Below are 26285 nucleotides of genomic sequence, written 5' to 3' on the forward strand. Positions count from 1 at the left end.
TTGAAATTAGAATCAGACGTCTGACGTCTTAATGAAGGAGAGTTTTTACGTGGGAAATGTCAGTTTATTATTTGGGGGCGTTGCGCTCTTTTTAAATAGTTTGACCTTGTTCGGAAAAGTCGATCTCCGTAGCGCTGGTGTCTTCAGTCTCATCACGGGTCTACTGCAAACGTTCATCGCAACGTATCTCGTCATCGGTGCTGCAGGTGATCCAGCGTTGACGTTCGGGTACGCGAGTATTTATTTGTTTGCCTTTACGTATGTTTATGTCGGGATCACGTTCTTATTTAACCTCGACGGAAGCGGTGTCGGTTGGTTTTCCTTGTTCGTTGCGATCGCCGCTTTATTTTATGCATTTGTCAGCTTCACGACAGCAGACATCATCGGCGGGGTGACATGGTTGTTCTGGGTATTGCTCTGGAGCCTGTTTTTCCTCGGGATGGGAATGAATCGTCCGATTGACGCGATTACTGCCCGCGTCGCCCTCGTATTAAGCTGGTTGACGTTGATCGTACCGGCATTGATCGGTCTTCGATTCGGCTACTTTAGTTCCGCATATCAATGGTTATGGAGTGGGGCTGCCGTTCTGACTGTTGTCTATTTCCTCTATACGATGATGAAATTCTCGATGCTTCGGACGATCCGCTCGTCGTGACATGCTAATCGATTCATCAAAAAAGATGTCTATTTCCGGTTATGAATCGGAGATGGACATCTTTTTTGATTGATGGAGAACGCTATCGTTCATCCGCGACTCCTACAGGAAAAGAAAGTGCCATTAGTACTTTCGTCAGGGATGAATCAGACCTGGCAAACAGCATGAAATGTTGGTTGCCGCGGCTGATTTCCCGCCTGAGGAAAGCGCGGATGAGAGTAGCGTTCGTTTCGTTATCAATCAGTCCTGATATCGCAATTTCCTCTCCATTCCAATCATTTGAGCGCTTCCTGCAGTTGAGCTTGAACTTCTTTTAACGACTTATCCGTCGGATGCCAGTAATAGATGCCGTCCGATTCGATGCCTCCTGATCCGTCAAGCGACAAGGTCTTGACGTTACGTAAGGCATCCCGGTAGTCCGTCGCGACCGTCCGGGCAACGGAAAATGGTACGTTCGTCTTGACGTTTTTCCCGAGGGCATCGAGGATAGCGTTGAAACGACGAATCGAGAAGTCTTCTGTCATTTTATCGGCAACTGCCTGAACGACTTGCCGTTGGCGGATTTGTCGTCCGAAGTCCCCACGTGGATCATCGTGCCGCATACGGGCATAGGCGAGTGCTTCCTTCCCGTTCAATGATAGTTCTCCTTTTGGGAACTGCATCTCATAGTACGAAAAATTGATATCGTTCTTGACTCTGACCCCATCCACCGCATTGACGAGATCCGTAAAGCCCGCTAGATTGATCTCAGCGAAATAGTCGATTCGAATCTTTAACAGATGACTGACCGTATCAAGCGCCATCTGTGAACCACCGAAGGCATAGGCATGGTTGATTTTATCATTCGAACCATTGCCGATGATGTCTGTCTTTAAGTCGCGCGGGATGCTGATCATCTGACTGGTATTCGTTTTCGGATCAATCGTCACGACGATGATCGTATCACTCCGTCCTGTCTCATTTTTTCGTTGATCGACGCCGAGTAAGAGAAACGAGAGTCCTTTTTTCTGCTCAACGGCTTTTTCCGTCTCAACGCTTGCTTTGACCGGTACCTGAACTTCTTTGAGCGTCTGACTCGCTTTATGATACACATATCCGCCTGAACTAAAGAGAAGGAGCAGGCAAATCCCCGTAAGTGTCAGTACGATCCATTTCCATTTCTTCATCACCCATTCTCCTTTTCTTCAATTTCAATTCAGGACGGTCGTTGTGCTTCGAGTACCAGTAAAGCATTGCGCCAGCTACCGAACAAGGCAGTGATGACTCCGATGCTTGGCGCATCACGTCCGATACTGAACCGTTGATAACTTGCGATCGTCAGATGCTCCGTCTCTTGTGCGGCTTCAGCAAGTACGTCGAGCACTTCTTCTTCCCGCCAGCGTTTCCGCGGGAATTCGATCCCAATGATTTCAAGTGCGTTTGACCAAGAGCCGTACCGGCGGGCAATCGTTGCGACAGTCGGACGATTTTGACCAGCCGCCCACTTCGTGTAGGTCTGACTCGTCAAGACCGGCAAGACCCCTTGCGCTTCCAGTAATGACTCGATGATCCGTTGTTCCATTTCCTGGACGCGTTCCTTTAAGATATCCGCTTCTGACAATGCCTGCTGCCACGAGTTGAATTGATGGACGATATCCGTCAGGCTTGGTGCTTGTTTCTGTTGTGCCCATTCGCGGTACGTCGCACTCGTGAAAGGATGGAGTTCCTCCCGTGCCTGACGCAAGGCGTCAATGATTTCCGATTTCTTGAACGTCAAGCGGGCATGCCCGATGCCTGCTCGTTCCAAGGCGATTTGCCACGATCCAAACAGCATCAGGATTTCCGCGACGCTTGGATGAGTGGTGTGGAGTTGCCAGCGGAAATAGGTATTGGCCGTCAATTCATTCTTCCCGTTCGCAGCGAGACGGAGTGCTTGGATCGCTTCCTCCATATCGCGCATGACGATGTCCCCTTCCCATATATTCATGACTGGACGTTCCTGCGTACGGTCGTCTGTAAAGCATGACGAACGTTTCGGATGACGACGGCTTGTTCAGTGAACGTCATTTGTGAAGCAGACGGAAGGCAGATACCGTCTTCAAATAAGCGACGGCTGACGTCAACCCCTTCTGCTGTGACGAATGGTACGTCGCGATAGACGGGTTGTAAGTGCATCGGTTTCCAGACCGGGCGAGACTCGGCATTCGCTTGTTGCAGTGTCTGAATCATCGCATCGCGTTGCGCTTGACCACCCGGTAAAAGAAAGGCACTGAGCCAGCGGTTGGCGAACGTTCCAGGCTGCTCGACTTGCGACGTGACGCCGTCCGGGGCAAAGGCACGGTCGTAGCGATCAAAAATTTTCCGCCGTGCATCGACGCGTTGATCGAGAACCTCAAGCTGTCCCCGTCCGATCCCAGCAGCGACATTACTCATTCGGTAATTGTAGCCGACTTCCGTATGCTCATAATGCAAGACCTGCTGTCGCGCTTGTGTTCCGAGATAAAAGGCACGTTCGATCAGAGCCGGATCATTTGCGACGAGCATCCCGCCGCCTGACGTCGTGATGATTTTGTTGCCATTGAACGAATAGATACCGAACGTTCCGAACGTTCCGGTCATCCGCCCGTTGACACGAGTCCCGAGTGATTCTGCAGCATCCTCGATCAACGGAACATCGTACTCTTCACAGATCGCAGCAATCTCCTCGATTTGCGCGGCGACACCGTACAGATGAACGACGATGACAGCCTTCGGAAGTCGATCACGCGTTGCCGCCTGGATCAAGGCCCGACGGAGTGCGACGGGCGACATGTTCCAGGTCTCTTCTTCCGAGTCGATCAATACAGGTCGCGCTCCGACATACCGAATCGGATTCGTCGAGGCAATGAACGTCAAGGACTGACAGAAGACATCATCCCCCGTCGTGACACCAAGTGTCGCGAGCGCCAGATGAATCGCTGCTGTTCCACTGCTCGTCGCAAGCGTTGCACCAGCACCCGTATACGCTTGCATATCTCGTTCAAAGGCATCGACGTTTGGTCCAAGAGGGGCGACCCAGTTCGTCTCGAGTGCCTCGGTGACATAACGGGCTTCTTGACCACTTAAATGCGGGATGGAGAGTGGGATGTGTTTCATGATGTTTCCTCCCTTCGAGATGACAGATGACGAATCGGTGTTCGGTAGAGCGGGAACCAGTGACCCATTTGAGTTTCCGGATGTTGTCGTTCGAATTGTCGCGTTAGACGCTCATAGATCGTGGCATCCAGAATCGACGTACCGAGTCCAAAAAACGTTTGATTCGCACTAAAGGATCGTTTGTAGGCAAGCAAGCTATCCGTATTCGATCGTGTCGTGCCTCCACCAAGATGAAGCGCTTGAAAACCGGCTTGTTTTGCCCAACAAATCATCTCAGCGAATAACAGATGGTTGGGTCGAAGGACTAAGGATGCGGGATCAGACGCACCGAGGTGATAATGCGCGAACTGGCGACCGGTCAAGACGATACATCCGGCGATGATCCGTCCGTCATGTTCAGCAAGCAACAGGACATTTTTGATTCGTCCGTCCGCGAAGTGATCGAAGTAGGTCTGATTAAAGTAATACCGGGCATCGGCTTGATGTTTGTCCATCGTCATCTGATAGAGACGCGCGAAGTCCCGGTATTCTTCCGGGCGTCCCAGACGAATCGTGACGCCTTCGCGACGCGCCTTCCGGATGTTGCGTCGCGTCATTTGCGAAAAGTCGCTTTCGATCATCTCGAACGGGTCCGTTAGTTCCAGTGTCACGGTCGGCTGCAGGATCTCCGTTTGATGGCACCAGTATTGACCCAGTTCTTGATTGTGCAAGAGTGGATGGAAGCGAACCGTCTCTGTGACGATTCCCGTCTCATTGCAATAGCGTTCGAATCGCTCGCGCGCTTCGCGAATCTGATCGAGTGACCAGATGCCTTTGAAGGAAGGACCACCGTAGCCGTAAGGTGTCGTGATATCTTCAAAGAGTGTGCCTGGAATCCGTCGCCGCAAGTACGGATAGATCAACGTCCCAAACTCCGTCGGATAATAAAATAACTCAGGAATCTCGTCGTGTTCCTTCGCGAGTTCGAAGTAAGCATGTTCGTAGTAACAATCGAGCTGATAGGTCGCAACGAGTGCATCCCATTCGTGCGGATCCCGGATCAACCGTTCATCGCTTAACGACATCATGGGGAACACCTCCGTCGAGACCCTTGAACTCACCCATTCCAGTCTGATGAGCCGTCGAGTTCCCTTCTGACGAGATGACCATTTTGAACGTCTTGATCAAAATGTAGAGATCGAGTCGGAATGTCTGATTCGCTGCGTACCATTGATCTTGCTCGAGTCGTTGTTGCCACGTCGTCGCGTTCCGTCCATGAATCTGCGCCCAGCCCGTCAGACCAGGAAGGACATCATGCCGTGTCATCTGCTCCTTCGTATAGTGGTTCAAGTAACTGACGAGTAATGGACGCGGCCCGACGAAGCTCATCTGTCCGCGAAGAATGTTAAAGAACTGCGGAATCTCATCAAGGCTTAAGCGACGAATCCACTCGAGTGATGCGGGAATCCGGTCTGCATCCGGGAGAAGTTTTCCCTCAGTATCCATTTCGTTCGTCATCGTGCGGAATTTGTAGATTTTGAACAACTCCCCCTTGTAACCTGGGCGGACTTGATTGAAGAAAATCGGACGACCGAGCTTCGTATAGATGACTAAGGCGACGAGGGCGTAGACGGGAATCAGGATCAAGATAGCGATAAGACTAACCGTGAAGTCGAATGTGCGTTTCATGATGACGTCCTCCTTTTACATAGCTGAAAAGAGATCAAGTTGTCGTTTGATGACGTCGGCTTCGTTGAAATGTTTCATGGCACGGTCAAATCCGTTCCGTCCCATCTCGTTGGCACGGTCAGGATGTTCGACGAGTGTGTTCATCCGGTTGGCAAGCTTCGTGATATCGCGGACTTCGATGAGATAGCCTGTCTTCCCCTCGACGACTTCCTCACGACAGCCGCGGATGTTTGTCGCGATGACCGGTTTTGCGCTCGCCATCGCTTCGATGATTGATCGTGGTACGCCTTCACGATGCGACGGTAAGACGAAGGCATCGACTTGTTGGAACAAACCCGGTACGTCTTCGACGAATCCAAGGTAGTCGACGTTTGGAATCTCGCGGATCCGCCGTAAGAATAAGTGTTTCGTCGTCTGATCGCGCTCGCTTGCCATCATCTCACCGGCAATGACGAGACGGGCTTCCGGGTGACGATAGACGACATCCTCGAATGCATCGAGCAGTTCGAGAATTCCTTTCTCTTCGACGATCCGACCGATGAATAAGAACGTAAACGGCGCTCCGGCTTCACGTGGTCGTGGGTAGAAGCGGGTCAAGTCGATTCCATTTCCGAGATGCATCAGCCGGGTATTCGCTTTAAAGCGTTTGCGCTGGGCGAGTTGATAATCTTCCTCGCTTTGAAGGAGCAGATAATCGGTCGCGAGACGTGCCAACCACTTTTCGACTGAATACGTTAGCTGATACGTCATCCGCCCCATCTTCTCGTGGAAGTAAAAACCGTGTGCCGTATAGACGATATGCTTCGTCCCGGCACGTTTGGCGGCGACTCGTCCAAGGGCAGCGGCGACTGGTGTGTGGACATGGACGGCGTCGTAACCATCCTCTTTCAAGATTCGCGTGATTTCACGGATCGTCCGCCAGTTACTCGTCCAGTCGATTCGCCGCTCGATCGGAATGTCATGCATCCGGAATCCCTTTGCTGCCAGTTTCACCGAGGCACCCGTGTCGGCACAGGCGATGCCGACGTCGTGCCCCGCATTTTGCAAAGCGAGTAAGAGCGGCTGCAACATCGTCTCTGCCGTCGTATCGAGAGCACAGACTTGAAGGATTTTTAGAGGCGCCATACGTGGACCCCCTCCGGTTGTTCTGCTCGTGGCAACGTGCCTTTGATGTCGACGACGATGCCGCGACCGACCTTCAGTAAGTGTTGTGCCAGATTCCAACCACCTTCAACGTATTCTTCGTGTGAGACGGCAAAGATGACGACGTCGGCTGGTTTGAGTTCACTCATCTCGAGTAAGTCGATCCCGTACTCACGTTTTGCCTCACTCTTTTCGACGAGTCGGTCCGTCACTTGGACGTCGATTCCGAACTCTTCGATTTCATGAACGAGGTTCGCAACTTTCGAGTTGCGGATGTCGCTGACGTTTTCTTTGAACGATAATCCAAGAATGGTGACCCGGGCGCCGAGCACCGGCATGTTCTGTTTGATCAAGTTCTTAACGAGCGCTGTGGCGATGAAACGCCCCATCGTATCGTTGATCCGGCGACCGGCAAGGATGACTTCCGGATGGTAGCCAAGTGACTCCGCCTTCATCGTCAGATAGAACGGATCGACACCGATACAGTGACCGCCGACGAGACCCGGACGGAACGGGAGGAAGTTCCATTTCGTACCGGCTGCTTCGAGGACTTCGAGCGTATCGATGTTCATCCGGTCGAAGATGATTGCGAGTTCGTTCATCAAGGCGATGTTGAGGTCGCGTTGTGTGTTTTCGATGATTTTTGCTGCTTCCGCGACCTTGATCGATGAGGCACGGTGGACACCGGCTTCGACGACGGCTTCATAAACTTCCGCGACGATATCGAGTGTCTGTTCATCTTGGGCGGAGACGATTTTTTTAATCGTTTTAAACGTGTGCTCATGGTCACCCGGGTTGATTCGCTCCGGTGAATAGCCGACGAAGAAGTCGACACCAGCGCATAAGCCGGACGCTTCTTCAAGAACCGGGATACAATCTTCTTCCGTAGCTCCAGGGTAGACGGTCGACTCGTAGACGACGATGTCGCCTTTATTGAGCTGGCGACCCACGAGGTGCGACGCCCGTAAGAGTGGTGTCAGGTCCGGCTGGTTCTGTGCATTGATCGGGGTCGGAACGGCGATGATGACGAAGTCGCTCGCCTGCAGTGCCGATGGATCTGAGACATAATCGACGGTTGCGTTCTTCAACGTGAAGGGACTCAGTTCGAGTGTCGCGTCGATGCCTTCTTGAAGTTCTTGGATTCGTTGTTCCTTGATGTCAAAGCCGATCACGCCCGTCTTTTCACCGAACGCAACGGCAACGGGAAGTCCGACGTAGCCGAGTCCGACGACGGCAATCGAACGGTTGGCAATGGGAAGTGCACCAGTATGGGCTGCTGTCGTATCTACGATGTGTTTGACTGCCTTGTTCATGTTGGGTTCCTCCTATTTCATCGACTGTTTGACGATCAACGTTTTTCCGTTTGGCTCTTGTTTGACGTGTTCGACTGGTTCGAGGACGATTTTCATGTCGGAGCCGAGTAACTTGCGCATCTCGTTCAAGAGAATCTGTTCGTGCTTCGGTTGGAAACGTTTCGCATCCGGAATATAGCGGAGTGTCACATGATTAAGCGCATGCTGTTCGACTTGGAGTCGTAGAACTGAGTTCGGTAGCTCCCGGGCAATCGTCGTGATGTCTCCTTCGAAGACTTTGCCACGCTTCTCGCTGACGATGTAGCTCGTTCCCCGACCATCGATCGAGGCGATGACGGGACCATTTAATCCGCAGCCGCATGTCTCGTCACTGAGTGTCATCCGGTCACCGATCCGGTAACGAATCAGCGGTGTGCCGCGTGTCGTAAAACATGTGACGACGACTTCTCCGTCCTCTCCATACGGTTCGATGATGCCAGTTTCGTGGTGCAGATGCAGTTTATGATGGCGGCACTCCGAGATGATTGGTGCTCCTTCCGAGGAACCGTATTGATCAAAGACCGGGACACCGAATGCTTCCTCGAGGATGGAGCGCATCTCCTCCGTCACCGTTTCGGATGTCGGGAAGATGGCGATCAGCGGGATATCCAGTTGAATGTGGTGCTTCAGCATATAACGGGCGATTTCGACCATCGCCGTCGGTGTTCCGTCGAGTGCGCGTGGTTGAAAACGATTCAGCTCTTCAATATAGGCTGGGAAGTTCTCTTCTTTCATATGAAAAATCGAGAGTAACAATTGATTGAGTGGTCGATTCATCCGCCAGAAGATCGGTTTCGTTTGATCGATGGCTGTCAGCGTCCGACCGGTGAAGCTTGCCCGGCGCATTCCGGCCTTGAAACCGTGGAGTTCCTTGAAATAATCAAGATGGGCCATCCGTTCCTGGACATCTTCTCGCATGAAGGCGACTTGGAGTGACTTTCCGCTCGTCCCTCCCGTCCGTCCGCGAACCGGCGCATCGACACGGGACATGAACGCATCATTGTTTTGGCGAAGCGTCTCTTTTTCAAGGATCGGAATCGTCTTCAGCTGCTCGAGTGACGTAAACGGTAACTGGATGTTATGTTCGTGAAAGAGTTGGGTGTAATACGGTGTATGCGCCACGGCGAAGGCAAGGAACGCATTCAGACGGTCGAGTTGTTCCGCTTGGTAATCCCGCGTCCGGTCCTTCATCCGAAGTTCCTTCATCTTTTGCTCATAGAAGCGACCGTAGCGTTCTTGCATCAACTTCCGACCGTATAACGAGGTCAGCCAATTTTGGATGAAAATTGGAGAGCGATAGTAGATATTTTCTTTAAGCGCCATCTTGGATTTCCTCCTTCATCAAGTAATGGCTCTCGTACCAGTCGATGAATGCATTGACACCAGCTTCGACCGTCGTCTGTGGTCGGTAGCCGATTGTCTCGAATAGTGAGGAGACATCGGCGAAACTTTCCGGGACGTCACCCGGCTGTAACGGCATCCCGTTCTTGATCGCCGTCTTACCGAGGCGTCGTTCAATCAAGGCGACGAATTCACTTAAGCGAATCGGGCTATGACTACCGATGTTGTAGACGCGATACGGGACGTTGCTACGATCCGGTAAGGGATTTGACGCGTCAAACGTCGCGTCGACTTCCGGTTCAGTCTGGAACAGACGATAGATGCTTTCGATGATATCGTCGACGTAGGTGAAGTCTCGTCCCATCTCGCCGTAGTTGTAGAGATCGATTGGTTCGCCCTTCGCAATTGCCTCTGTGAATTTGAACAGTGCCATATCCGGGCGCCCCCATGGACCGTAGACGCTAAAGAAGCGAAGCCCTGTCGTCTTGATGCCGTAAAGGCTGCTATACGTGTGCGCCATCAGTTCGTTCGCTTTTTTCGAGGCGGCGTAAAGACTTAGCGGATGGTCGACGGCATCCGTCGTCGCGAATGGCATCTTCGTATTCGATCCATAGACGGAACTCGATGAAGCGTAGATCAACTGCTCGACGGGATGATGGCGACAGGCTTCTAGAATCGAGAGAAAACCGACGATGTTTGATGTCATGTAGACATCGGGTCGGTCGATGCTATAGCGTACGCCTGCCTGCGCTGCCAGGTGGAGAACGAGATCAATTGATTCTTGTTCAAAGATTCGCGCGACGACTTCCGTCTCTTCGAGTGAGACCCGGTAAAATGTATAATTCGTGCCGAGTTCAGCGAGCCGGGCTTCTTTTAACGTCGGGTCGTAATAGTCGTTCACTTCATCGAGTCCGATGACCCGGTAACCCTCCCGGATGAAACGGCGTGCGGCATGAAATCCAATGAAGCCTGCGATACCAGTGATTAAGATCGTTTTATTCGGCACGGTGTTCGACCTCCTCGAAGTAGTGGCGCGCTTGCAGGCGCATGTAGTGAACGGTTGTGTAGACGATGAGTAACATCGGGAACAACTTATACCGGTGTCGGATGGCCGTTCCGACGTTGCCGGTTCCAAGACCGAAGATCAACGCGTTGAGTGCAAAAAGAAGGAAAAAGAAGAAGAGGACGCTGCCGAACGGATGCTGACGAATCAGTTTGAACGACCGAACGATGGCAAAACAACCGATGAAGTAGAAGATGGCGTCAAGGAAGAAAATCAGGATGTTCATGACACTCGACCATTGCCACGGGAATGGTGAGAACAGGAAGTAGATCATCCGGATCGGTGAGTAGAGAATCATGTCGCCTGGACCTGTCACCGTCAATCCATTCAAGTAAGCGGAGCCGCCACGATCGTAGCTCATCCCGCTGAACAACTGTCCGTTTTCCGATACGTGGGTGAACTTCGCGAACAAGACGTCTTGGAAGCTGTAGACGATGAAGCCGACGACGAGTACTTGGAAAATCAGTCGCTGTACCTTCGTCGGTTCAAAGTCCATGCGTCGTGTCTCATGGCTATAAAACGAGAAGTAGACGAGTAAGACGGCGATTCCAACGGCAAGACCGGAGTGGAACATCGTACTGACGAAGTAGCCGAGATACGCGAGAACCATATGTCTGCTGGACTTCTCTTCCGTCCAGCGGACCATGTAATAAAGCGTATAGACGATTCCAAGGGCGACGATCTGATCCCGTAAGAGAATCGGTGAGAGCAACAATCCTTGCGGGAAGAACGCGAAGATGAGTGTTGCACCAAAGACGTATCGTTCCGGTAAACGTAATCGCTGTAATGTCTTTGCTAGAATGACGACGGCGACGACGCCAAGGATGACGTTGAAGAACTGAGCTAGGATTCGTTCCGGTCCGAACATCAGATAGAAGATTCCGAGAAACTTGGAATAGGTGCCGCGGACGACATCATTGAAGGTCGACGGGTCGGTGAAGATTTGGACACCTTCGAGATGAAAGGCTTCCGTATCGTCCCCACTGTGCGGTGGTAAGCGGAACAGTTCGAGATCGATGAACATCAAAACCAATCGGACGAAGAAAGCGGTGATGAAGACAAGATAGAGCGGCGTCGTCTCGGCTTGGCGGAGTAGGTAACAGAGAAACAACACCGAGTTGATGAGCAGCAAGGCGGTCACGTACGTGTCCGGGAAGAGCGACCGGGCGAATTGACAAACGAGCGCTTCAATGACGATGAGTAAGAGAATTGGTCGCATCTTCTTCCCTCCTTAACTGCTTTGTTCGACGACGAAGGCGACGTTTCGTGGATACAAGGAGCGATAGAGCGCGGGTAACAGTAGGACGATCTGAGTGACTGCGCAAAGTGTGTATGCAATCGTCGCTCCGTATAGTCCGTACAACGGAATCAAGAGGCTACAAGCGACGAGATTGACGACGACACTGCCGAAGATCGAGAGTGTCTGGATTCGAAACTGCTGGAAGCCGGTCAGTAGTGCTTGAATGACGGTCGAATTATAGAAGAACAACGACGCGACCATCATCAAGACGAAAATCAGATGATATTTGACGAACGACGCATTGTAGAAAATCGTCAAACCCCACTTTCCGAAGAAGATTGCTCCAAGAATCAGGAGGATCCCGACGACGTTCGTCATCAGTAACATCGACCGTGTCAGCTTGCGCAGTTCCGGTAAACTTTGGCGTTCTCCAGTCTCTGACGAGAAGTTCGGCAATAAGACAGCAATCAAGGAGTGGATGAACAGACTACCGAGTACGAGTAGATAGGCAATGCTTGCATAATATCCGAGCTCTTCCGTTCCGATCGCATGTCCAACGAATAATCGTGGGATGTTTGCGTTCAAGGCGATCAGGAGAGCGACGAACCCGAGTGGCATCGCTTTAAGGAACAGCTCCTTACCGGATCGATATCGTAAGTCGAGCGCTTGATTGTCAAAACCACGACCGACCCGGCGAATCGTCGGGAGATCGTAGACGAGTAACATGATCAAGTTACCAGTGATCAAGGCGATGACGAATCCCTGGATCGAATGGGTCGTAAAGAGGACGAGTGCTGCGCCTGAGACATTCAGGAGACTGCGAAAAATCTTCGAGATGGCGACTTCCTTGAAGGCAGTGTGTCCCTGTAAGAAGCCGTATCCGAGATCAGCGAACGACTCCATGTATTTATTGAGATAGACGAGTAACGTCAGCAGTAAGATGTTCGCTTCACCGAAGAAATAATAGACACCAAGGAGGACGAACACACCTGCCGAGAGGAGCGAAAAACGGGTCTTGATGAAGAGCCAGAAGTTCGTCAGTCCAGCCCGTTCTGCCGTCAGGATCGTACTGGCATTCAGCCAACAGAACATGACGATTGGTGCGGTGATGGCAAGGGCGTAATTGAAGTAGCCGATATTGAGCGGCGTACTCCATTTGATCAGGAGCGTCAAAATCATCCATTGATGCAACGAATATGCTGTATCCGCAATGAAGATGAGATTGAAGCGAGACAGCCGGACCGTTTTCATCGTTCTCCCCCTCTCTATTTACGAGCGATCCGCATCGTTGGTGCGACTGGATCGGCATCGGTCTCGTTCGTCGCTTCTAATAAATACTGGCGAAGTGTATCATCCCGATCGAGCGCTTGGGCGATCTCACGCAAGTACGGATCGACGGAGCCGAAGGGGCGTGTCTTTCCGACGAGGATCTTATCGAAGACGAGTTCGTCATGCACCTCATCACGAGCGAGCAGTTCCTCGTAGAGTTTCTCCCCTTTTCGAATCCCGCTGTAGACGATCGGGATCTGTTCTTCCGTAAATCCACTCAAGTGAATCAAGTTTTTCGCAAGTGTCGTAATGTGGACCGGTTCACCCATATCAAGGACGAACACTTCGCCTCCTTTTGCGAGGACACTCGCTTGAATGACGAGACGACTCGCTTCCGGAATCGTCATGAAGTAACGTGTCATCCGAGGATCGGTGATCGTGATCGGCCCACCTTTCGCGATTTGTTCCTTGAAAAGTGGGATGACGGAACCGCGGCTCCCAAGGACGTTGCCGAACCGGACGACGGCGAACGTCGTTTCGCTATTTCTTGCCATCTGCTGGATGACCATTTCAGCGATTCGTTTCGTCGCGCCCATCACGCTCGTCGGGTTGACTGCCTTATCGGTCGAGATCATGACGAAGCGTTTGACTCCAGCCGCTTCTGCTGCTCGGGCGACGTTACGTGTTCCGTAGATATTATTCTTGACGGCTTCGCTCGGATTATCCTCCATCAGTGGGACGTGCTTATGGGCTGCCGCATGATAGACGAGGTCCGGTTCGAAGCGTCGCATGACTTCAAGCATCCGGTCACTGTCCTGTACATCGGCGATGACGGATTCGAACTGGATGTCCTGGCTGAGACACTCGAGTTCCCGGCGAATCAGGTAGATACTGTTTTCACCGTGTCCAAGAAGAACAAGTCGTTCAGGACGAAAACGAATCAGTTGCCGGCAAATCTCGGAACCGATTGATCCACCGGCACCGGTGACGAGGACCGTCGCTCCATGCACACTTCGTTCGATTTCTGTGATATCAAGCTCGACTGGTTCCCGTCCGAGTAAATCAGCGATTGAGACTTCACGGATTTGTTGAATCGAGACCTTACCGGAAGCGAGTTCAACGAGCATCGGTAACGTATGCGCCTCGACTTGCGACTGTTTAATTCGATTCAACAGTTCGATTCGTCGCGGATACGGTAAGGACGGGATCGCGAGGACGACCGCTTCAATCTTTTGTTCCTCGATGATGCATTCAAGTTGCTCGATCGCTCCGATGACAGGAACACCGTGAATTCGCATCCCGCGTAGTTCAAGCGAGTCATCGAGTAATCCGACGACGTTTAAGATATGCGATTTCTTTTGTTTCAGTTCTTTCGTGATCATCTGCCCGGAAGCTCCGGCACCGATGATTAGCGTCCGTTTGCCGAGCGTCTTATGCTCCGGAACGAGTCTGAGACTACGGCCACGAATCAACAACCGGACGAATAAGATACCGTTCAAGACAAGTCCTGTCTGCAAGAAGATCGCCCGTTCGACCGCAAAGTCGAACAACGCATATTCAAGACCAAGTAAAACGAAACTGCTGGCAAGGACGACGACGAGGAGAACGGCGAGATCACGTAAACTCGCGTAGCGCCAGATGATTTGATAGAAACGCATCCAATGAGCGACGAAGGTGAGGGCAATCCACTGGATGAGTGCGATTTCGAGCGCATCCTGTAACTCGAAATTGACGGTGAGATGGAGCGGATTAAAGAAGTAGAACGTTACTACGGTTGCGAGTGCGATGACTCCGGCGTCGATCAGGCGAAGGAGTCCAATCTTCAACTGCCGACGATACGGGGTAAGCGGGGAATGCTGCATGATGGTGTCTCCTCTCCTCTCTCATGAGTGCGTCCGGGGAATGACTTTCGGATAACTGTCGGTCGCTTCACGTGTCACTTCCTTTTTGCTTAACGAGCGCGAATAGACGATCAGGAGTCCGAGCATTAAACCAAGGACACCACCGATTCCCGTATTCATCAAAATGTTCGGGGATACGGGCTTCGTTGGAATTCGTGCACTGGAGAAGACTTCCGTCTTACTCGTGTTAATCAGTTGCGGAAGATAATCCTGGAAGACTTCCGTCATCGTATTTGCCTGAATGGCTGCCTGCTCCGCTGAACGATCTGTGATGGATAAGGCGATGACTTGCGAATCGAGATTGCTCGAGACCGTCAGACGATCCGTCAAATCGAATAATCGCTTGTCGGTGACGTTCATCTTTTGGGCAACCTGATCGACGACCTCTGGGCTTCGCAAGATATCTTGATAGGTACTGACGAGTGTCGGCGTCGATGTCGCCTCTGCGTTTGCTTGAGGAACGACGAGGATGTAGGCCGTCGCTTCATATGTCTTCGGAATGACATACGTGCTGAGTGCATATCCGGCACCTGCGAAGAGCATCGTGAAGAGTGCCAGTAGCCACCAGCCGCGTCGGAGTGTCGTCAGATGATCTCTAAAGGTTTTTCTTTGATGCATCGAGCTCACTGTTGTTCACCTCTTTCTAGCTTGACCGAATGGATGGACATTGGTTATGTCTACACCTTATTTCCAATCGAATTCCAAAACAATTAGAGCTTGGTGAAAATGATTATATTTTTTTCGGTAGCTATCTCGTTTGCGTGACGCGAGTTCACAGCAGGAATTCATGTCACAAAAAAAACGCGATTCACGAAAAAATGATTGCGTTTTTCTTAATATTTTTTCATTGGTATGCATGATTTTTTAAAAGATGAGGGTAAATACAAATTTGACGATTAAAAAGTATTTGAATCGGTAATAAGTCCTATATGAAGGGTGGATAGTCTTTAGAAATCATGTTAAAATCAGTCAATATACCTACATCGTTTGCCTTATCCATCCTAGTCATTTGGATCATGCTCGATGCTTGGATTCGTCCTCTATCCTTTACGGACGAAGTGTTACCGAAACAGTGGTCACTTTGGTTGCTTCCTGCCTACATCATTCTGTTCAGCGTCTGTTGGTTCATCTTACGACCGTTCTATCGCGTCAATCGCACAACTGGACATCAAATCGGATTTATTTTTCTGATTTATCTGACATTTCATATCGTATTTTTCTTTTTTAACGCGAATACGGATCGTGTCCTTGCTTCGCTTTACCTCATTTCGACTTGGCTTTTCGTCGGCATCGTCTCTTCGCTCTCACGTACATCGATCGATCAATGGCATCGTCTTCTGTATTACTTCCTTTACGGACAAGCCGTCTTTCTCGCTTCCTACGCACTCATCGTCTCGTTTGGCACAGAGTATGTTCCGGTCGAAAACCTACAATGGCTTCGAATCGGTCCTTTGTCGTTTCCTCAGCTGTATGTCGGAGAGCAAGGTTCATTCCTTCGCCTTGCTGGACTGATGAACAATCCGAATACGTTCGCAGCGTGGCTCGTTCCGGGAGGACTGCTTGCTTGGGTCTATCTACTGCGACAGTTTCCACGTTGGCAAAGTCTTCTGCACGCTGTTTTCTTACTCCTGATCGTCATTGCTTTGCTAAGGAGCGGTTCGCAGACAGGAATCTACTCCTTCGTCCTCCTAGCACTCTTGACGAGTATTCGAATGGTTCCGGGAACGAGACGCCGGATGCAGGTCGCTGCCTGTTACGTGACAGGAAGCCTGATCTTATGTGCCGTCTTCGCATTTCAAGGTCTGCTTCCCCGTTTGCTCAGTCTTAACGGACGATTTACGCTTTGGCAAGCAGGATGGCACGCTTCCGCTGACGCGCTCTGGTTCGGTCACGGGATTGGAAGTGCCCCGCGTGGACTGCAGGAACAACTCGGGGAACGGATTCTTTATACATTTCACAGCACACCGATCACGTTTCTCTACGAATTTGGTCTCATCGGTTGTCTGCTGTACGGTGCAGTCTTTCTGTATCTGTTTTATCGACTGCTTCGCATTCAGACGACGGATCTCGCTTTCCTCGCGCTCTTGCTAGCCAGCTGGCTCGGGTTACTCCAATTCACGGAAAGTGTTCTCGTCAGACCGAGTGGATTTTATTTCATTTGGCTCAGCCTTCTTGCTTATGCGTCGCTTCGTCGACTTCCACCTCACGACAGTACCCACACCTAGACGCACCTACACGAAAGGGGTATGACATCATGAAGAAATGGACAGAACAACAAGTCATCGATAGCCTGATCGAAGCTAGTATCGAATATCCCTCTCTCGACGCAAAGACATATGCGCGCTGGTCGGTCGGAAAAGACATTCCATCGATCACGACGATCATCAATGTATTCGGCTCTTGGCGTGAAGCACTCCAAGCTGCTGGTCTCTCATCAATTCGTCCGTATTTTTCAGATGAAGAGATTCTTACTTTCATCAAGGAAGCATCGACACGTTTACATCCCTTCCATAGTAATAGCTACCGGGAGTGGGCAAAAGCCAAACACGGACCATCCTTGACGCTGATCAACTTACGTTTCGGTTCTTGGTCACGTGCGCTTGAAGAAGCACAGATCGAGATGACACGCTCCATCTCGATGACGGAAGAACGGATCATCACTGCTTTACTTGAAGCTTCCGATGTCCTTTCGCGTCTGACAACACAGACGTATGCGATTTGGGCACAGGAAAATGGACATCCGACAGTCGCGACGATTGCCCGTAAATATGGTTCGTGGGCAGATGCTCTCGCTTGCCTTGACATCGCTCCACCTCGACGGAAATGGGTCGAAGAAGACGTCCTTGAAGCACTGCGGCAGGCACAAGAAGAATTACCTTCTCTCAGCATCATCCATTACCGAAAATGGGCAGAAGGTCGCTCGGTTCCGAGCACCTCGACGATCAACGCCCTCTTCGGCAGCTGGACCTCCGCCGTGCAATGCCTCAAGCGTGCACGCGTTTCTCTTTCCTAATCCTTTTCCTCCATCTAAAAAAGAGTGACCCGGTATGTTACCGGATCACTCCTTTTTCGTGCGTATCATGATTTTTCGATCTGCTCAAGTAGAGATGCCGGCAATAGTGTCACCGTATCGTGCTTCAACAAATAGATGTCTTCCGTATACGCCCCGATGCGTCGAGGATTGCGTTGCCCGTGGAGATTGTTTCGGATCGCTTTCGGAAAATTGACCCCACATTCATAGGCATGAAGATACCCCCCACCAAATCGTGGATTGATTTCCGATAAGTAGAGCGTTCCGTCCACATCGAACAGATCAAAATCTAGTGGACCGACGAGACGAGTTCCCGCTAAGACCTGCTCAATCAATTCAAAGACGTCGTCGCGTTTGACGGAGCGACTCTTATCCGTTTCTCCTGCGCGCATGACGAGTTTCTCCTTAATGAAGATATCCGTCACTTCATGCGTCAGCCAATCGACATACACATCAACGCCAAGTTCTTGTCCTCTTAAGTATTCCTGAATCAATAAATTCGGATGGACAGCGAACAATCCTTCGACGACCTGAAGGGAGGAGACAACCTGGACATGAAGACTAGCACTGCCGTTACGTGGTTTTACGAAGACTGGAAATGCGACTTCCCCTTGCGCGAGCGCATTTTTAAATGCGTCGAGTGTCGCATATGTTCGTGCATGGGCAATCCCTTCCGTGACACAATACGTATACATAGCGTATTTATCAAAGCATAACTGGCACGCATCCATCGGTGAGACAAGGACCGTGACACCGATCGCTTCAAATCGTTCTGTTGCCGCTGCGAGCAACTCCAATTCGGGATCGATCAATGACAACAGCGCCGTTACGCCTTCCCGCTGACACAACTCTAGTAGATGATCGATATACCCCGGTGCGTCGATGCGCGGGACAAGATGATGACGCTCCGTCATATAAAGACCCGGTGCAAGTGGATTACAATCCGCAGTACTGACGTGACCGTCCGGCATCTCACGAACGAAGTACTCGACCAGTTTCGTTCGGCGACCAACGCTTGTCATCAACAAATGGGCAGTCTTCATAGGGCCATCTCCTTCGTTAAAAGTGATGCCTTTTCTTTTCGTGCCAGAAAGAAAGACTTCCTGCTTGGCGCTGTACTTTTTTCCTACGAACGAGCAGATAGCATCCGATTCCGATCAATGCTCCGGTTCCATCGAGTAGCACATCTTGGACAAGACCAGTCCGGTCACCCGTTAAAATTTGATGAAACTCATCAAACACAGCGATGGTGATTGCTAATGAGTAAGCGAACAAGACGGCAAGACCCGGTGTCAAACGACGACGCGTCAAATCAATCAAGCCGATACCTAATACGAGAAACGTCGAGACGTGGGCTGCTTTACGAATGAAAAATTCAATGAATCCACTGCGTCCGAGCGCCGCTACACTGACTTCTCCATGATACGAGAAGGAGATGAATCGTAGATGATCGACGAATCCTAATGGGATATAGCGAGATAGATCAGGTTTGATCGATTGTGCCTGATAGGGCATCGAACTTGAGATGAAGAGGATCAATAGGACGGTAAAGACGACATAACCGGACCAGGTGATTTTTTTCATGAAGACACTCCCTTATGTGATATCACTTTAGAATAGCACGGACAGAAACGATAGGCGATTTTCTCCGAAAATCAATTTCTATTTTAACCCAGTTCATTTTTTTAGTTTCCTTGAAAAACGATATTTTACATTTATCAGGTTTCTTTTATAATGAAAGTGGTTAATTAGTACTATAAAGAATGAGCTGAAGAATAGGAGTGGAGTGCCATGAATCGTGCACTAGGAAAAAAAATCATGCAATTGCGCAAACAACACAAGTATACTCAAAAATTTTTAGGTGAACGGTGTGGTGAATCAGCAACGGACATTTCCGCTTACGAACGTGGTCAGCGCATTCCCTCTGCTCAAGTTTTGGAACGATTGGCTCTTGCTTTAGACACGACGATCATTGATCTCATCGATCCGAAGTATGTACAGCATCCTTCATTGAGTGAATTCATGCAACAAGCGCTTGAACCATCGCAACCGCTTGATCTAAAGCTCATTCTTGAAGATTTACTGGTTCATCTCAGTCTATCGAAGGAAATCTATTTTGATGGTCGACTCGTCTCATCACCTGTCCGGGATGAGATGGCAACGTTCATTGATCAAGCATTAAAGCGGGGTCTTTCTTCTATCGAAGCGTAAAAAAGAGATCAAAATCAGCTGATTTTGATCTCTTTTTTTATTCTGTTTGGACGATATGATCGATGTATAATTGATTGTCGTCATATGTTGCTTCTAATAACTGACGAAAAAACGTATTTTCGCTTGTTTTCTCGGATACGAATACACGTGCGTAATGCTTATGCGCCTGCTCGAGTACAGTGAATTTCAAAGTACGGGCAGATGAAGAGAAAAACAATTGACGACCGGGATAACCAAAGGCGTCCATCGCTTTCGATTCTTCTAAGAAATGAAAAGGTTCGTCTGGAAACAAGGTCTCAATGAACGATAGACAACTTTGTTGAAAGGTACTTCCGCTCTGATTTTCCATGATACATCCGGCTCCTCTTTCTTATGATGTACTTTGAATCGTGCAAAGGAAACTACTGTATCTCATTACCCAGTCTTTAGACCTATTCAAACCAATATATTACATATATTTTTCATTTTATTATTACATTATATTTTGTACTTATTGTTTTTCGAACTCTAATACCATCATTGTCTTTCCTTCATATAGAAATTGTCCATGATAACGCGATAACGTCGCAAATTCAAACAGCGTTTTTGGTTCGTATAGATATTCGACCGCATAACTGACTTTTTCCTCTTGTCCGGATTTGAGATAAGCGTTGAACAAAAGACGCTCCCCATCGATGTGATAGCCATAGAAAAGTAATGTCTTTTGAAAGCGTCGTGTCGCAATCGGATGGACAATTGATTTCAGATGATCGATGTGATACAAGGACACGAGCAAGCGTCCTCCCTGTCGCAGCAGTTGACGGATGTTTCGGAAGAACAACAGCAGTTCCCCACGCGTATAACGTAAAATCGTCGTTCCCGGTAAGATGATCCGGTCAAAATACTCAGGTCCGACGACGTCCGTCACGTCATGACTCCAGCCGTAAATCTTATGCTGATACTCCTCCGCGATTTGCTTCGTCCGCGCAGCTTCTGGTTCAATCAGATAAAGGTCATACCCCTCGTCCGATAAAAGATTAAACAGGGATGGATCAAACGTTCCATGAAACAGGATCCGCTCCCCCTTTTGTAGATAACGTCGATAGAGCATCAGTTCATCGACCTCATTTAACTGTTGTGCTTCTTGGTACAGTTGACCAAATCGTTCATCTGCTTGGACATGATCAAGCACTTGAACGCGGGAGTAGCTACCTTTACGCAAAAACGGACCAAATAAGACCTCACCCATGATACATCAACTCCTTGTAATGCTGAATCGCTTCCGCATAGTCTGCGCCGAGTCGCTCTGGCAACACGTCGAATTGTTCCTTTTGATCCGCTTCTAAAATCCAGAGGAATGCTTCGTTCGTCTCGAACAGGCGTAACGTCGTTCGATCGAACGCAAAACACCCTTCCTCATTTTGAATGCCAATCAACGTCAACGGTCCGATTCGCCCGGATGTCCGAGGTAGTTCGAGATCCGAGTAAGGGGTGATGAAACGACTCGTCCCTTCAAACGATCCTGCCAGTTGATACAACAACGGAAACAACTCCAGTTCCGTTTGCGACGCGAGCGCCTCCGGTTGAGGTTGCTGTTCTCGAAGACATTCAATATCGATTGAAATATCCGCACTCAACTGAATCGTTTTTTGTCGATCAGCGTAAATCCCGTCCGCAAAAAAGAACAGGCGATGCGAGACGCGTAATCCGCTTAATGTCGCATAATCGAGAATCCCCATCGATTGATCGTTTTGAATGCACCCCGTTTGCTGCCAGTCTTGTAACCGCTCCGCAAGGGCATCGCGAGATAAAACCGTCAGCTGTGACGCAAGTGACGGAGATAAACCATCTGAGAATGTCAACAAAATCGGAGTCCGACTCATCAGTTCGATGATCGGCAGATCGTGCCGCATCGGATGGTCAAAATAGATGACACTATTGATCGTCATCATTTGAAAACTGTCTACTGGAATCCGGTCCAACAATGAGCTGTCCTCGATGTAGACATGACGCAGCGGTTGCGGATGGTGCGGCACGGATGCGGGATAGACACCCGTCATCAACGAAAGGAGAGCATGATGGACTGCTGGAACGGATGTCGAAACCCGTATCTCTTCCTGCGGTAAGAAGAGACCGTTTAGGAAATCCGGTTGACCGAACAGAACCTCCCCGTTCTGCCGGATCAAATGAAACTGGACGTGTAGCATCTCGTGTTGCAAATACGCGACGAGACGCAACGTACGCTCCCCTTCTCCTTGGAGGACGAAGACGTAGTGCTCATATTCCTGAAAATCCATGTAATCGAGTAAATCATGAAACGTATGCGTATCATAATCAAAGGCATCGATTGAAATACGATGTGTCTCACAAAAAGTCTGCATCGCGGTAGATGGCAAGGAACGTTGTAACCAGCCGTCTTGTTCCGATAAAAGTGATAATCCGATCATGTCCTCTCTCCTTTCTCGTCAAGTGATTGAAAAAAGGGCTTCATTCTCTACGATCCGAATGAAGTCCTTTTTGTGTGTATTAAGCCGATTTGATAGTTGCTTTTGGTTTCGTATTAGTCCGGTCCATTTCCCGATGAGCGAGGGGGGCGACGGAGACGGTAGCAGGATTGAGACACCAAGCGCAAGAAGTCATGTTACGTCGCGTTTCTTTTAAAATGAGTGTCATGGTTGTACCCCTTTCTGAATCAAGTGAGATGGTCGTTGAAACATTGATACGAAATCAAGTAAATCAGTGGTATCCCGTTCCATTCGCTTCTATAATAGAAATTGGTACCCTGTACCAGTTCAATCTTTACGAAAGGACGAGGAGCCGATGGATCAATTCATGTCACCGCAAATCGGCTTAGCATTACGCCGACTGCGAAAGAAACATAATCTGACACAAAAAGATTTAGCAAACGGAATTTGCAGTCAAGCTGAGATCAGCAAGATCGAGAGTGGTACGCATTCACCAACGGTTGAGCTTCTCTTTGCACTATCTAAAAAACTACAAGTTCCTTTTTCTTCATTCTTTGATCATGCCAATTATCGTGAAGCGTTTTATCAATTAGATGAACAATTATTAAAAAAGTTTCGAAATAACGAATTTGATAAAATTTACTATGAGACCAAATCTAAGTTAGAGCAACCAAATATAGATGAAGAAGTCATATTGTTGCTTAACTACTATAATAGTATTTCAGCTCATAAGTTAAATATGACTGACTACAGAACTTGTATTGTAGTCTTACGTCAACTGTCTGAAAAATACTCTTCAATTTTTTATTCACCAAGTATGATAATTCGAATAAAATCAGCAATTGCGAATCTATATTCTGAAAATAAAAACTTCACTCATAGCAGGAAAGTTTATGAAGAATTAATTGATTTAGACTTTGAAAATGAAGAATTAGTTTTAGATCGTATTCGTATTTTATATAACTTCTCTAAAACACTTTTACAATTGAAAGAACCTAACTACGCTTTAAAAGTCATTGAAGAAGGCATTGAACAAAGTTTGAAATATAAAGACATGTCAATGCTTGGACAGCTTTATTATCAACAAGGCGCTTGTTTAGAGCGCTTTAATGCGCATGAACATCATCAACGAATAAAACTTTCATATCAGCGTGCTCTCGTTTTTTTCGATTTACTAAAGATGAAGGAATATCAGTATTTCATACTAGAAAACAAATCAGAATATCTAGTCTAAATTTTATGCTTTATTGCTAACGATTCTATATTCATATGGCAAATCTTTTGCTACTTGCTTTACAGAGTATTCATACGGCAAATCTTTTGCTACTTGCTTTACAGAGTATTCATACGGTAAATCTTTCGCTACTCGTTTTACAGAATATTCATATGGCAAATCTTTTGCTACTTGCTTTACAGAGTATTCGTACGGTAAATCTTTCGCTACTCGTTTTACAGAATATTCATATGGCAAATCTTTTGCTACTTGCTTTACAGAGTATTCGTACGGTAAATCTTTTTTAGCAAATTGATTTTGATCATTTGTAAGGTTAGTATTCGCAACGCCGACACTCAATAGGAGTGCCCCTAATCCTATAACTATTTTGTTACTCAATTTCATATAGTTAACCTCCTATTATTTTTCGTATGGCTTCGTAACAACATCATATAACCTTAGACCCCCTCTGAATATTCGAATACGAATATTCATGGTATTTCACACATTATTTTCACTTTCTATTACTTTTGGCGCGGGTCATATGTCCCGAATACTGCATTTTTTTTACAAATCATCCATCAATATGTCGAACTTGTGTATGAAAATAGATTTTTTTGAATATTCCATCATGATGAAATTTCGTAACAAACAAAAAAGAGAGCTGGTTCAACTCACACGAGTCGAACCAGCTCTCTTTATTTTGATGATTGTCGTAACGCGATGACATAAAATATACCGAGTATGAGAATCACACCTAGTAGTATCGAACTAATTGTTGTCCGAGTCGACGTATCCGGCATCCATATCCCAAGTCCCAAATTGATTGCTGCGATAATTAGGACGAGCCAAACGATCGTACGTGGTCGCATACCGATCTCCTTCCTGGTCTCCTCTGCCGTCCGCTCACCGAATATGCTATGGTGACAATAACAAAGGAGGTTCTGTTCATGAATAGACTTGCAGTATTTTGTGGTTCTAAAGATGGTGCGCATCCAGTCTTTCGCGAGGCAGCGGGCACACTTGGTCAAGCGCTCGCCGCACGCGACATCGGACTCGTATACGGCGGTTCCCGCGTTGGAACGATGGGAGCTGTCGCGGATGCTACGCTTACGGCTCAAGGTCAAGCGATCGGTGTCCTTCCCCACTTTCTACAAGAAAAGGAATTAGCACACCCGGGATTGACTGAATTGCATCTCGTCCACTCGATGCACGAGCGGAAAGCAAAGATGTCAGAGCTGGCCGATGGCTTCATTATTCTTCCTGGCGGACCCGGGACGATGGAAGAGTTTTTCGAAGTCTTCACATGGGCACAACTTGGTCTGCATGAAAAACCGTGTGGTGTACTCAACATTGACGGGTACTATGACTCCTTAATTACCCTGTTCGACACGATGGAACATCAAGGATTCTTGATTCCCGAACACCGAGCGATGCTGATCGTCGAGTCGGATCCGGATCGTCTCTTAGAACGCTTCGCCACGTATGAAGCGCCACGCGTTAAAACATATATGGATCGCTCACAAACCTGATGAAAACGGAGTCCTCGACTCCGTTTTTTTTATGAATTCGCATCCTCTTCCGATATTTCTTCTCTCACTTACTAGTTTTCTCTATTACGTTTCAGGATTCCTACTCTTTTGACACAAAAAAACCAGATGCACAGAGGCATCTGGTAAAACGTTAGAAGAACTTCATGATTGCGTCACTAAGATTCGTCAAAGACGGTGTCTCGTCAATGACCATCAAACTACCTGCCGCAATCGCGAGTAATCCGAGACCAGATAAAATCCAGCCAGGATGTTTTACGTTGACGTCAGCATCGACGTTTTCTTTTCCGGACCGCGCATTCGCTGCTTGTTCCTTCAAGCGATCGCGACGGTACTGGTGTTGTTCCTCTTTTGACCATTTCTTATATTCTGCGAGGAACTTCTTATATTCCGGTAAGACATCCTTCGTCGTCCCGTCGAGTCGAACTTGACCGTATTCGAGCCAGACGACACGCTCACAGAAACTCTTGATTTGTGAGAGCGAGTGACTGACGAAGATGATCGTCTTGCCTTCGTCTTTGAATTCGTTCATCTTATCGATACAACGGTTATAGAAGGTTTGGTCACCGACCGATAATGCTTCATCGACGATCAAGATGTCGGCATCGACATTGACGGCGATTGCGAAGCCAAGTCGTGACTTCATCCCACTCGAGTATTTCTTGATCGGCTGATCAATGAAGTCACCGATATCGGCGAAATCGATGATTCCAGGCATCCGACGTTCGATTTCCGCGTCGTCCATCCCAAGCAGGAGACATTTCAAGCGAATGTTCTCGCGTCCTGTCAGCACGTTCTTCAATCCTTGGGATACGGCGATGATCGCGACTTCTCCGTTGATCGCGACGTTTCCTTCGTTCGCGTAGATGATCCCTGAAATCAGGTTCGAGAGCGTCGATTTACCCGAACCGTTGATTCCGACGAGACCGACGACTTCTCCTTTTCCGATCTCAAGTGAGATATCGCGTAAAGCTGTAAATGTTTTAACGCTCTTGCTTTGATTTTTGAACAAGAGCTTGAATTTTTCTTTCGTAGTCGTGACCATGTCGAAGCGTTTCGTGACATGGTCGAGTTTAATCATAGACATGGC

28 protein-coding genes are annotated in these 26285 nt (G+C 48.8%); 6 read left to right on the plus strand and 22 right to left on the minus strand.

Going from position 1 to position 26285, the window contains the following annotated elements; genetic code table 11:
• Nucleotides 1-49: 49 nt before the first annotated feature.
• The gene (locus Q7C19_RS10030; RefSeq protein WP_290752698.1) at nucleotides 50-655 is read left to right on the plus strand and encodes an AmiS/UreI family transporter; all 606 of its coding nucleotides are present in this window, start codon (nucleotides 50-52) and stop codon (nucleotides 653-655) included.
• A gap of 275 nt (nucleotides 656-930) precedes the next feature.
• Here the strand turns inward: Q7C19_RS10030 and Q7C19_RS10035 are convergent, their stop codons facing one another.
• Genes Q7C19_RS10035 through Q7C19_RS10095 form a run of 13 tightly spaced genes read right to left on the minus strand, consistent with a single transcriptional unit; the run spans nucleotide 931 to nucleotide 15364 of the window.
• A complete protein-coding gene (locus tag Q7C19_RS10035) occupies nucleotides 931-1821 on the minus strand; it encodes an LCP family glycopolymer transferase (protein WP_375092037.1) in 891 nt (296 codons plus the stop codon).
• 29 nt (nucleotides 1822-1850) lie between these two features.
• A complete protein-coding gene (locus Q7C19_RS10040; protein WP_375092038.1) occupies nucleotides 1851-2621 on the minus strand; it encodes a hypothetical protein in 771 nt (256 codons plus the stop codon).
• Nucleotides 2618-3769, minus strand: a complete 1152-nt coding sequence (locus Q7C19_RS10045) for an aminotransferase class I/II-fold pyridoxal phosphate-dependent enzyme (protein ID WP_375092039.1) — start codon at nucleotides 3767-3769, stop codon at nucleotides 2618-2620. Before Q7C19_RS10045 ends, Q7C19_RS10040 begins: the two co-directional genes overlap by 4 nt.
• Nucleotides 3766-4836, minus strand: a complete 1071-nt coding sequence (locus tag Q7C19_RS10050) for a lipid II:glycine glycyltransferase FemX (protein ID WP_375092040.1) — start codon at nucleotides 4834-4836, stop codon at nucleotides 3766-3768. Before Q7C19_RS10050 ends, Q7C19_RS10045 begins: the two co-directional genes overlap by 4 nt.
• Nucleotides 4817-5437 (minus strand): sugar transferase, encoded by a 621-nt coding sequence (locus Q7C19_RS10055; RefSeq protein WP_375092041.1) that lies wholly within the window; start codon nucleotides 5435-5437, stop codon nucleotides 4817-4819. Before Q7C19_RS10055 ends, Q7C19_RS10050 begins: the two co-directional genes overlap by 20 nt.
• 15 nt (nucleotides 5438-5452) lie before the next feature.
• Nucleotides 5453-6562, minus strand: coding sequence for a glycosyltransferase family 4 protein (locus tag Q7C19_RS10060; RefSeq protein WP_375092042.1), 1110 nt, complete (start codon nucleotides 6560-6562; stop codon nucleotides 5453-5455).
• Nucleotides 6550-7893 carry a nucleotide sugar dehydrogenase gene (locus Q7C19_RS10065; protein ID WP_375092043.1) on the minus strand — a complete coding sequence of 448 codons (1344 nt, stop codon included), beginning with the start codon at nucleotides 7891-7893 and terminating at the stop codon, nucleotides 6550-6552. Before Q7C19_RS10065 ends, Q7C19_RS10060 begins: the two co-directional genes overlap by 13 nt.
• Nucleotides 7894-7905: 12 nt before the next feature.
• A complete protein-coding gene (locus Q7C19_RS10070; protein WP_375092044.1) occupies nucleotides 7906-9255 on the minus strand; it encodes a phenylacetate--CoA ligase family protein in 1350 nt (449 codons plus the stop codon).
• Nucleotides 9245-10279: an NAD-dependent epimerase gene (locus tag Q7C19_RS10075; RefSeq protein WP_313490503.1), complete on the minus strand. Its 1035-nt coding sequence runs from the start codon at nucleotides 10277-10279 to the stop codon at nucleotides 9245-9247. Before Q7C19_RS10075 ends, Q7C19_RS10070 begins: the two co-directional genes overlap by 11 nt.
• Nucleotides 10269-11555: a hypothetical protein gene (locus Q7C19_RS10080; RefSeq protein ID WP_375092045.1), complete on the minus strand. Its 1287-nt coding sequence runs from the start codon at nucleotides 11553-11555 to the stop codon at nucleotides 10269-10271. Before Q7C19_RS10080 ends, Q7C19_RS10075 begins: the two co-directional genes overlap by 11 nt.
• A 12-nt stretch (nucleotides 11556-11567) precedes the next feature.
• On the minus strand, nucleotides 11568-12827 hold the full coding sequence (locus Q7C19_RS10085; protein ID WP_290752728.1) for an oligosaccharide flippase family protein: 1260 nt from the start codon (nucleotides 12825-12827) through the stop codon (nucleotides 11568-11570).
• A 14-nt stretch (nucleotides 12828-12841) separates the two neighbouring features.
• Nucleotides 12842-14707: a polysaccharide biosynthesis protein gene (locus tag Q7C19_RS10090; RefSeq protein ID WP_375092046.1), complete on the minus strand. Its 1866-nt coding sequence runs from the start codon at nucleotides 14705-14707 to the stop codon at nucleotides 12842-12844.
• Nucleotides 14708-14728: 21 nt separating this feature from the next.
• Nucleotides 14729-15364, minus strand: coding sequence for a YveK family protein (locus Q7C19_RS10095; RefSeq protein ID WP_375092047.1), 636 nt, complete (start codon nucleotides 15362-15364; stop codon nucleotides 14729-14731).
• A gap of 338 nt (nucleotides 15365-15702) precedes the next feature.
• Here Q7C19_RS10095 and Q7C19_RS10100 point away from each other — a divergent pair, with 338 nt between their 5' ends.
• Both Q7C19_RS10100 and Q7C19_RS10105 read left to right on the plus strand, forming a co-directional pair.
• Nucleotides 15703-16971, plus strand: coding sequence for an O-antigen ligase family protein (locus Q7C19_RS10100; RefSeq protein ID WP_375092048.1), 1269 nt, complete (start codon nucleotides 15703-15705; stop codon nucleotides 16969-16971).
• A gap of 29 nt (nucleotides 16972-17000) precedes the next feature.
• Nucleotides 17001-17759 (plus strand): homing endonuclease associated repeat-containing protein, encoded by a 759-nt coding sequence (locus Q7C19_RS10105; RefSeq protein WP_290752739.1) that lies wholly within the window; start codon nucleotides 17001-17003, stop codon nucleotides 17757-17759.
• Between the two features lie 65 nt (nucleotides 17760-17824).
• On the opposite strand, the gene Q7C19_RS10110 is transcribed toward Q7C19_RS10105, so the two are convergent.
• Nucleotides 17825-18820: an ATP-grasp domain-containing protein gene (locus Q7C19_RS10110; RefSeq protein ID WP_290752742.1), complete on the minus strand. Its 996-nt coding sequence runs from the start codon at nucleotides 18818-18820 to the stop codon at nucleotides 17825-17827.
• A gap of 16 nt (nucleotides 18821-18836) precedes the next feature.
• Entirely contained in the window at nucleotides 18837-19361 is a 525-nt protein-coding gene (locus Q7C19_RS10115) for a VanZ family protein (protein WP_290756613.1), read from the minus strand.
• 207 nt (nucleotides 19362-19568) lie between these two features.
• On the opposite strand from Q7C19_RS10115, the gene Q7C19_RS10120 reads away from it, so the two are divergent.
• A complete protein-coding gene (locus Q7C19_RS10120) occupies nucleotides 19569-19988 on the plus strand; it encodes a helix-turn-helix domain-containing protein (RefSeq protein ID WP_290785787.1) in 420 nt (139 codons plus the stop codon).
• A gap of 37 nt (nucleotides 19989-20025) precedes the next feature.
• Here the strand turns inward: Q7C19_RS10120 and Q7C19_RS10125 are convergent, their stop codons facing one another.
• From Q7C19_RS10125 to Q7C19_RS10140, 4 genes are all read right to left on the minus strand, one after another.
• On the minus strand, nucleotides 20026-20337 hold the full coding sequence (locus tag Q7C19_RS10125) for a hypothetical protein (protein WP_290752749.1): 312 nt from the start codon (nucleotides 20335-20337) through the stop codon (nucleotides 20026-20028).
• Nucleotides 20338-20478: 141 nt separating this feature from the next.
• On the minus strand, nucleotides 20479-21216 hold the full coding sequence (locus Q7C19_RS10130) for a hypothetical protein (protein ID WP_375092049.1): 738 nt from the start codon (nucleotides 21214-21216) through the stop codon (nucleotides 20479-20481).
• Nucleotides 21209-22414, minus strand: coding sequence for a hypothetical protein (locus Q7C19_RS10135; RefSeq protein ID WP_375092050.1), 1206 nt, complete (start codon nucleotides 22412-22414; stop codon nucleotides 21209-21211). Before Q7C19_RS10135 ends, Q7C19_RS10130 begins: the two co-directional genes overlap by 8 nt.
• Nucleotides 22415-22493: 79 nt before the next feature.
• Nucleotides 22494-22640: a hypothetical protein gene (locus Q7C19_RS10140; protein ID WP_290756601.1), complete on the minus strand. Its 147-nt coding sequence runs from the start codon at nucleotides 22638-22640 to the stop codon at nucleotides 22494-22496.
• A gap of 147 nt (nucleotides 22641-22787) precedes the next feature.
• Between Q7C19_RS10140 and Q7C19_RS10145 the strand changes: the two genes are divergently transcribed.
• Complete coding sequence (locus Q7C19_RS10145; RefSeq protein WP_035410425.1) at nucleotides 22788-23666, plus strand: helix-turn-helix domain-containing protein; 879 nt, start codon at nucleotides 22788-22790, stop codon at nucleotides 23664-23666.
• A gap of 3 nt (nucleotides 23667-23669) precedes the next feature.
• Here Q7C19_RS10145 and Q7C19_RS10150 read toward each other — a convergent pair whose 3' ends face one another.
• Nucleotides 23670-24050, minus strand: coding sequence for a hypothetical protein (locus Q7C19_RS10150; protein WP_375092051.1), 381 nt, complete (start codon nucleotides 24048-24050; stop codon nucleotides 23670-23672).
• A gap of 293 nt (nucleotides 24051-24343) precedes the next feature.
• Complete coding sequence (locus Q7C19_RS10155) at nucleotides 24344-24517, minus strand: hypothetical protein (RefSeq protein WP_200934380.1); 174 nt, start codon at nucleotides 24515-24517, stop codon at nucleotides 24344-24346.
• Between the two features lie 78 nt (nucleotides 24518-24595).
• On the opposite strand from Q7C19_RS10155, the gene Q7C19_RS10160 reads away from it, so the two are divergent.
• Nucleotides 24596-25177, plus strand: coding sequence for an LOG family protein (locus Q7C19_RS10160; protein WP_375092052.1), 582 nt, complete (start codon nucleotides 24596-24598; stop codon nucleotides 25175-25177).
• Between the two features lie 151 nt (nucleotides 25178-25328).
• On the opposite strand, the gene Q7C19_RS10165 is transcribed toward Q7C19_RS10160, so the two are convergent.
• Nucleotides 25329-26282: an ABC transporter ATP-binding protein gene (locus Q7C19_RS10165; RefSeq protein ID WP_035410435.1), complete on the minus strand. Its 954-nt coding sequence runs from the start codon at nucleotides 26280-26282 to the stop codon at nucleotides 25329-25331.
• Nucleotides 26283-26285 lie beyond the last annotated feature (3 nt).

The organism is Exiguobacterium sp. PHA03 (assembly GCF_041945985.1).
In the GTDB taxonomy this organism is placed as follows: domain Bacteria; phylum Bacillota; class Bacilli; order Exiguobacteriales; family Exiguobacteriaceae; genus Exiguobacterium_A.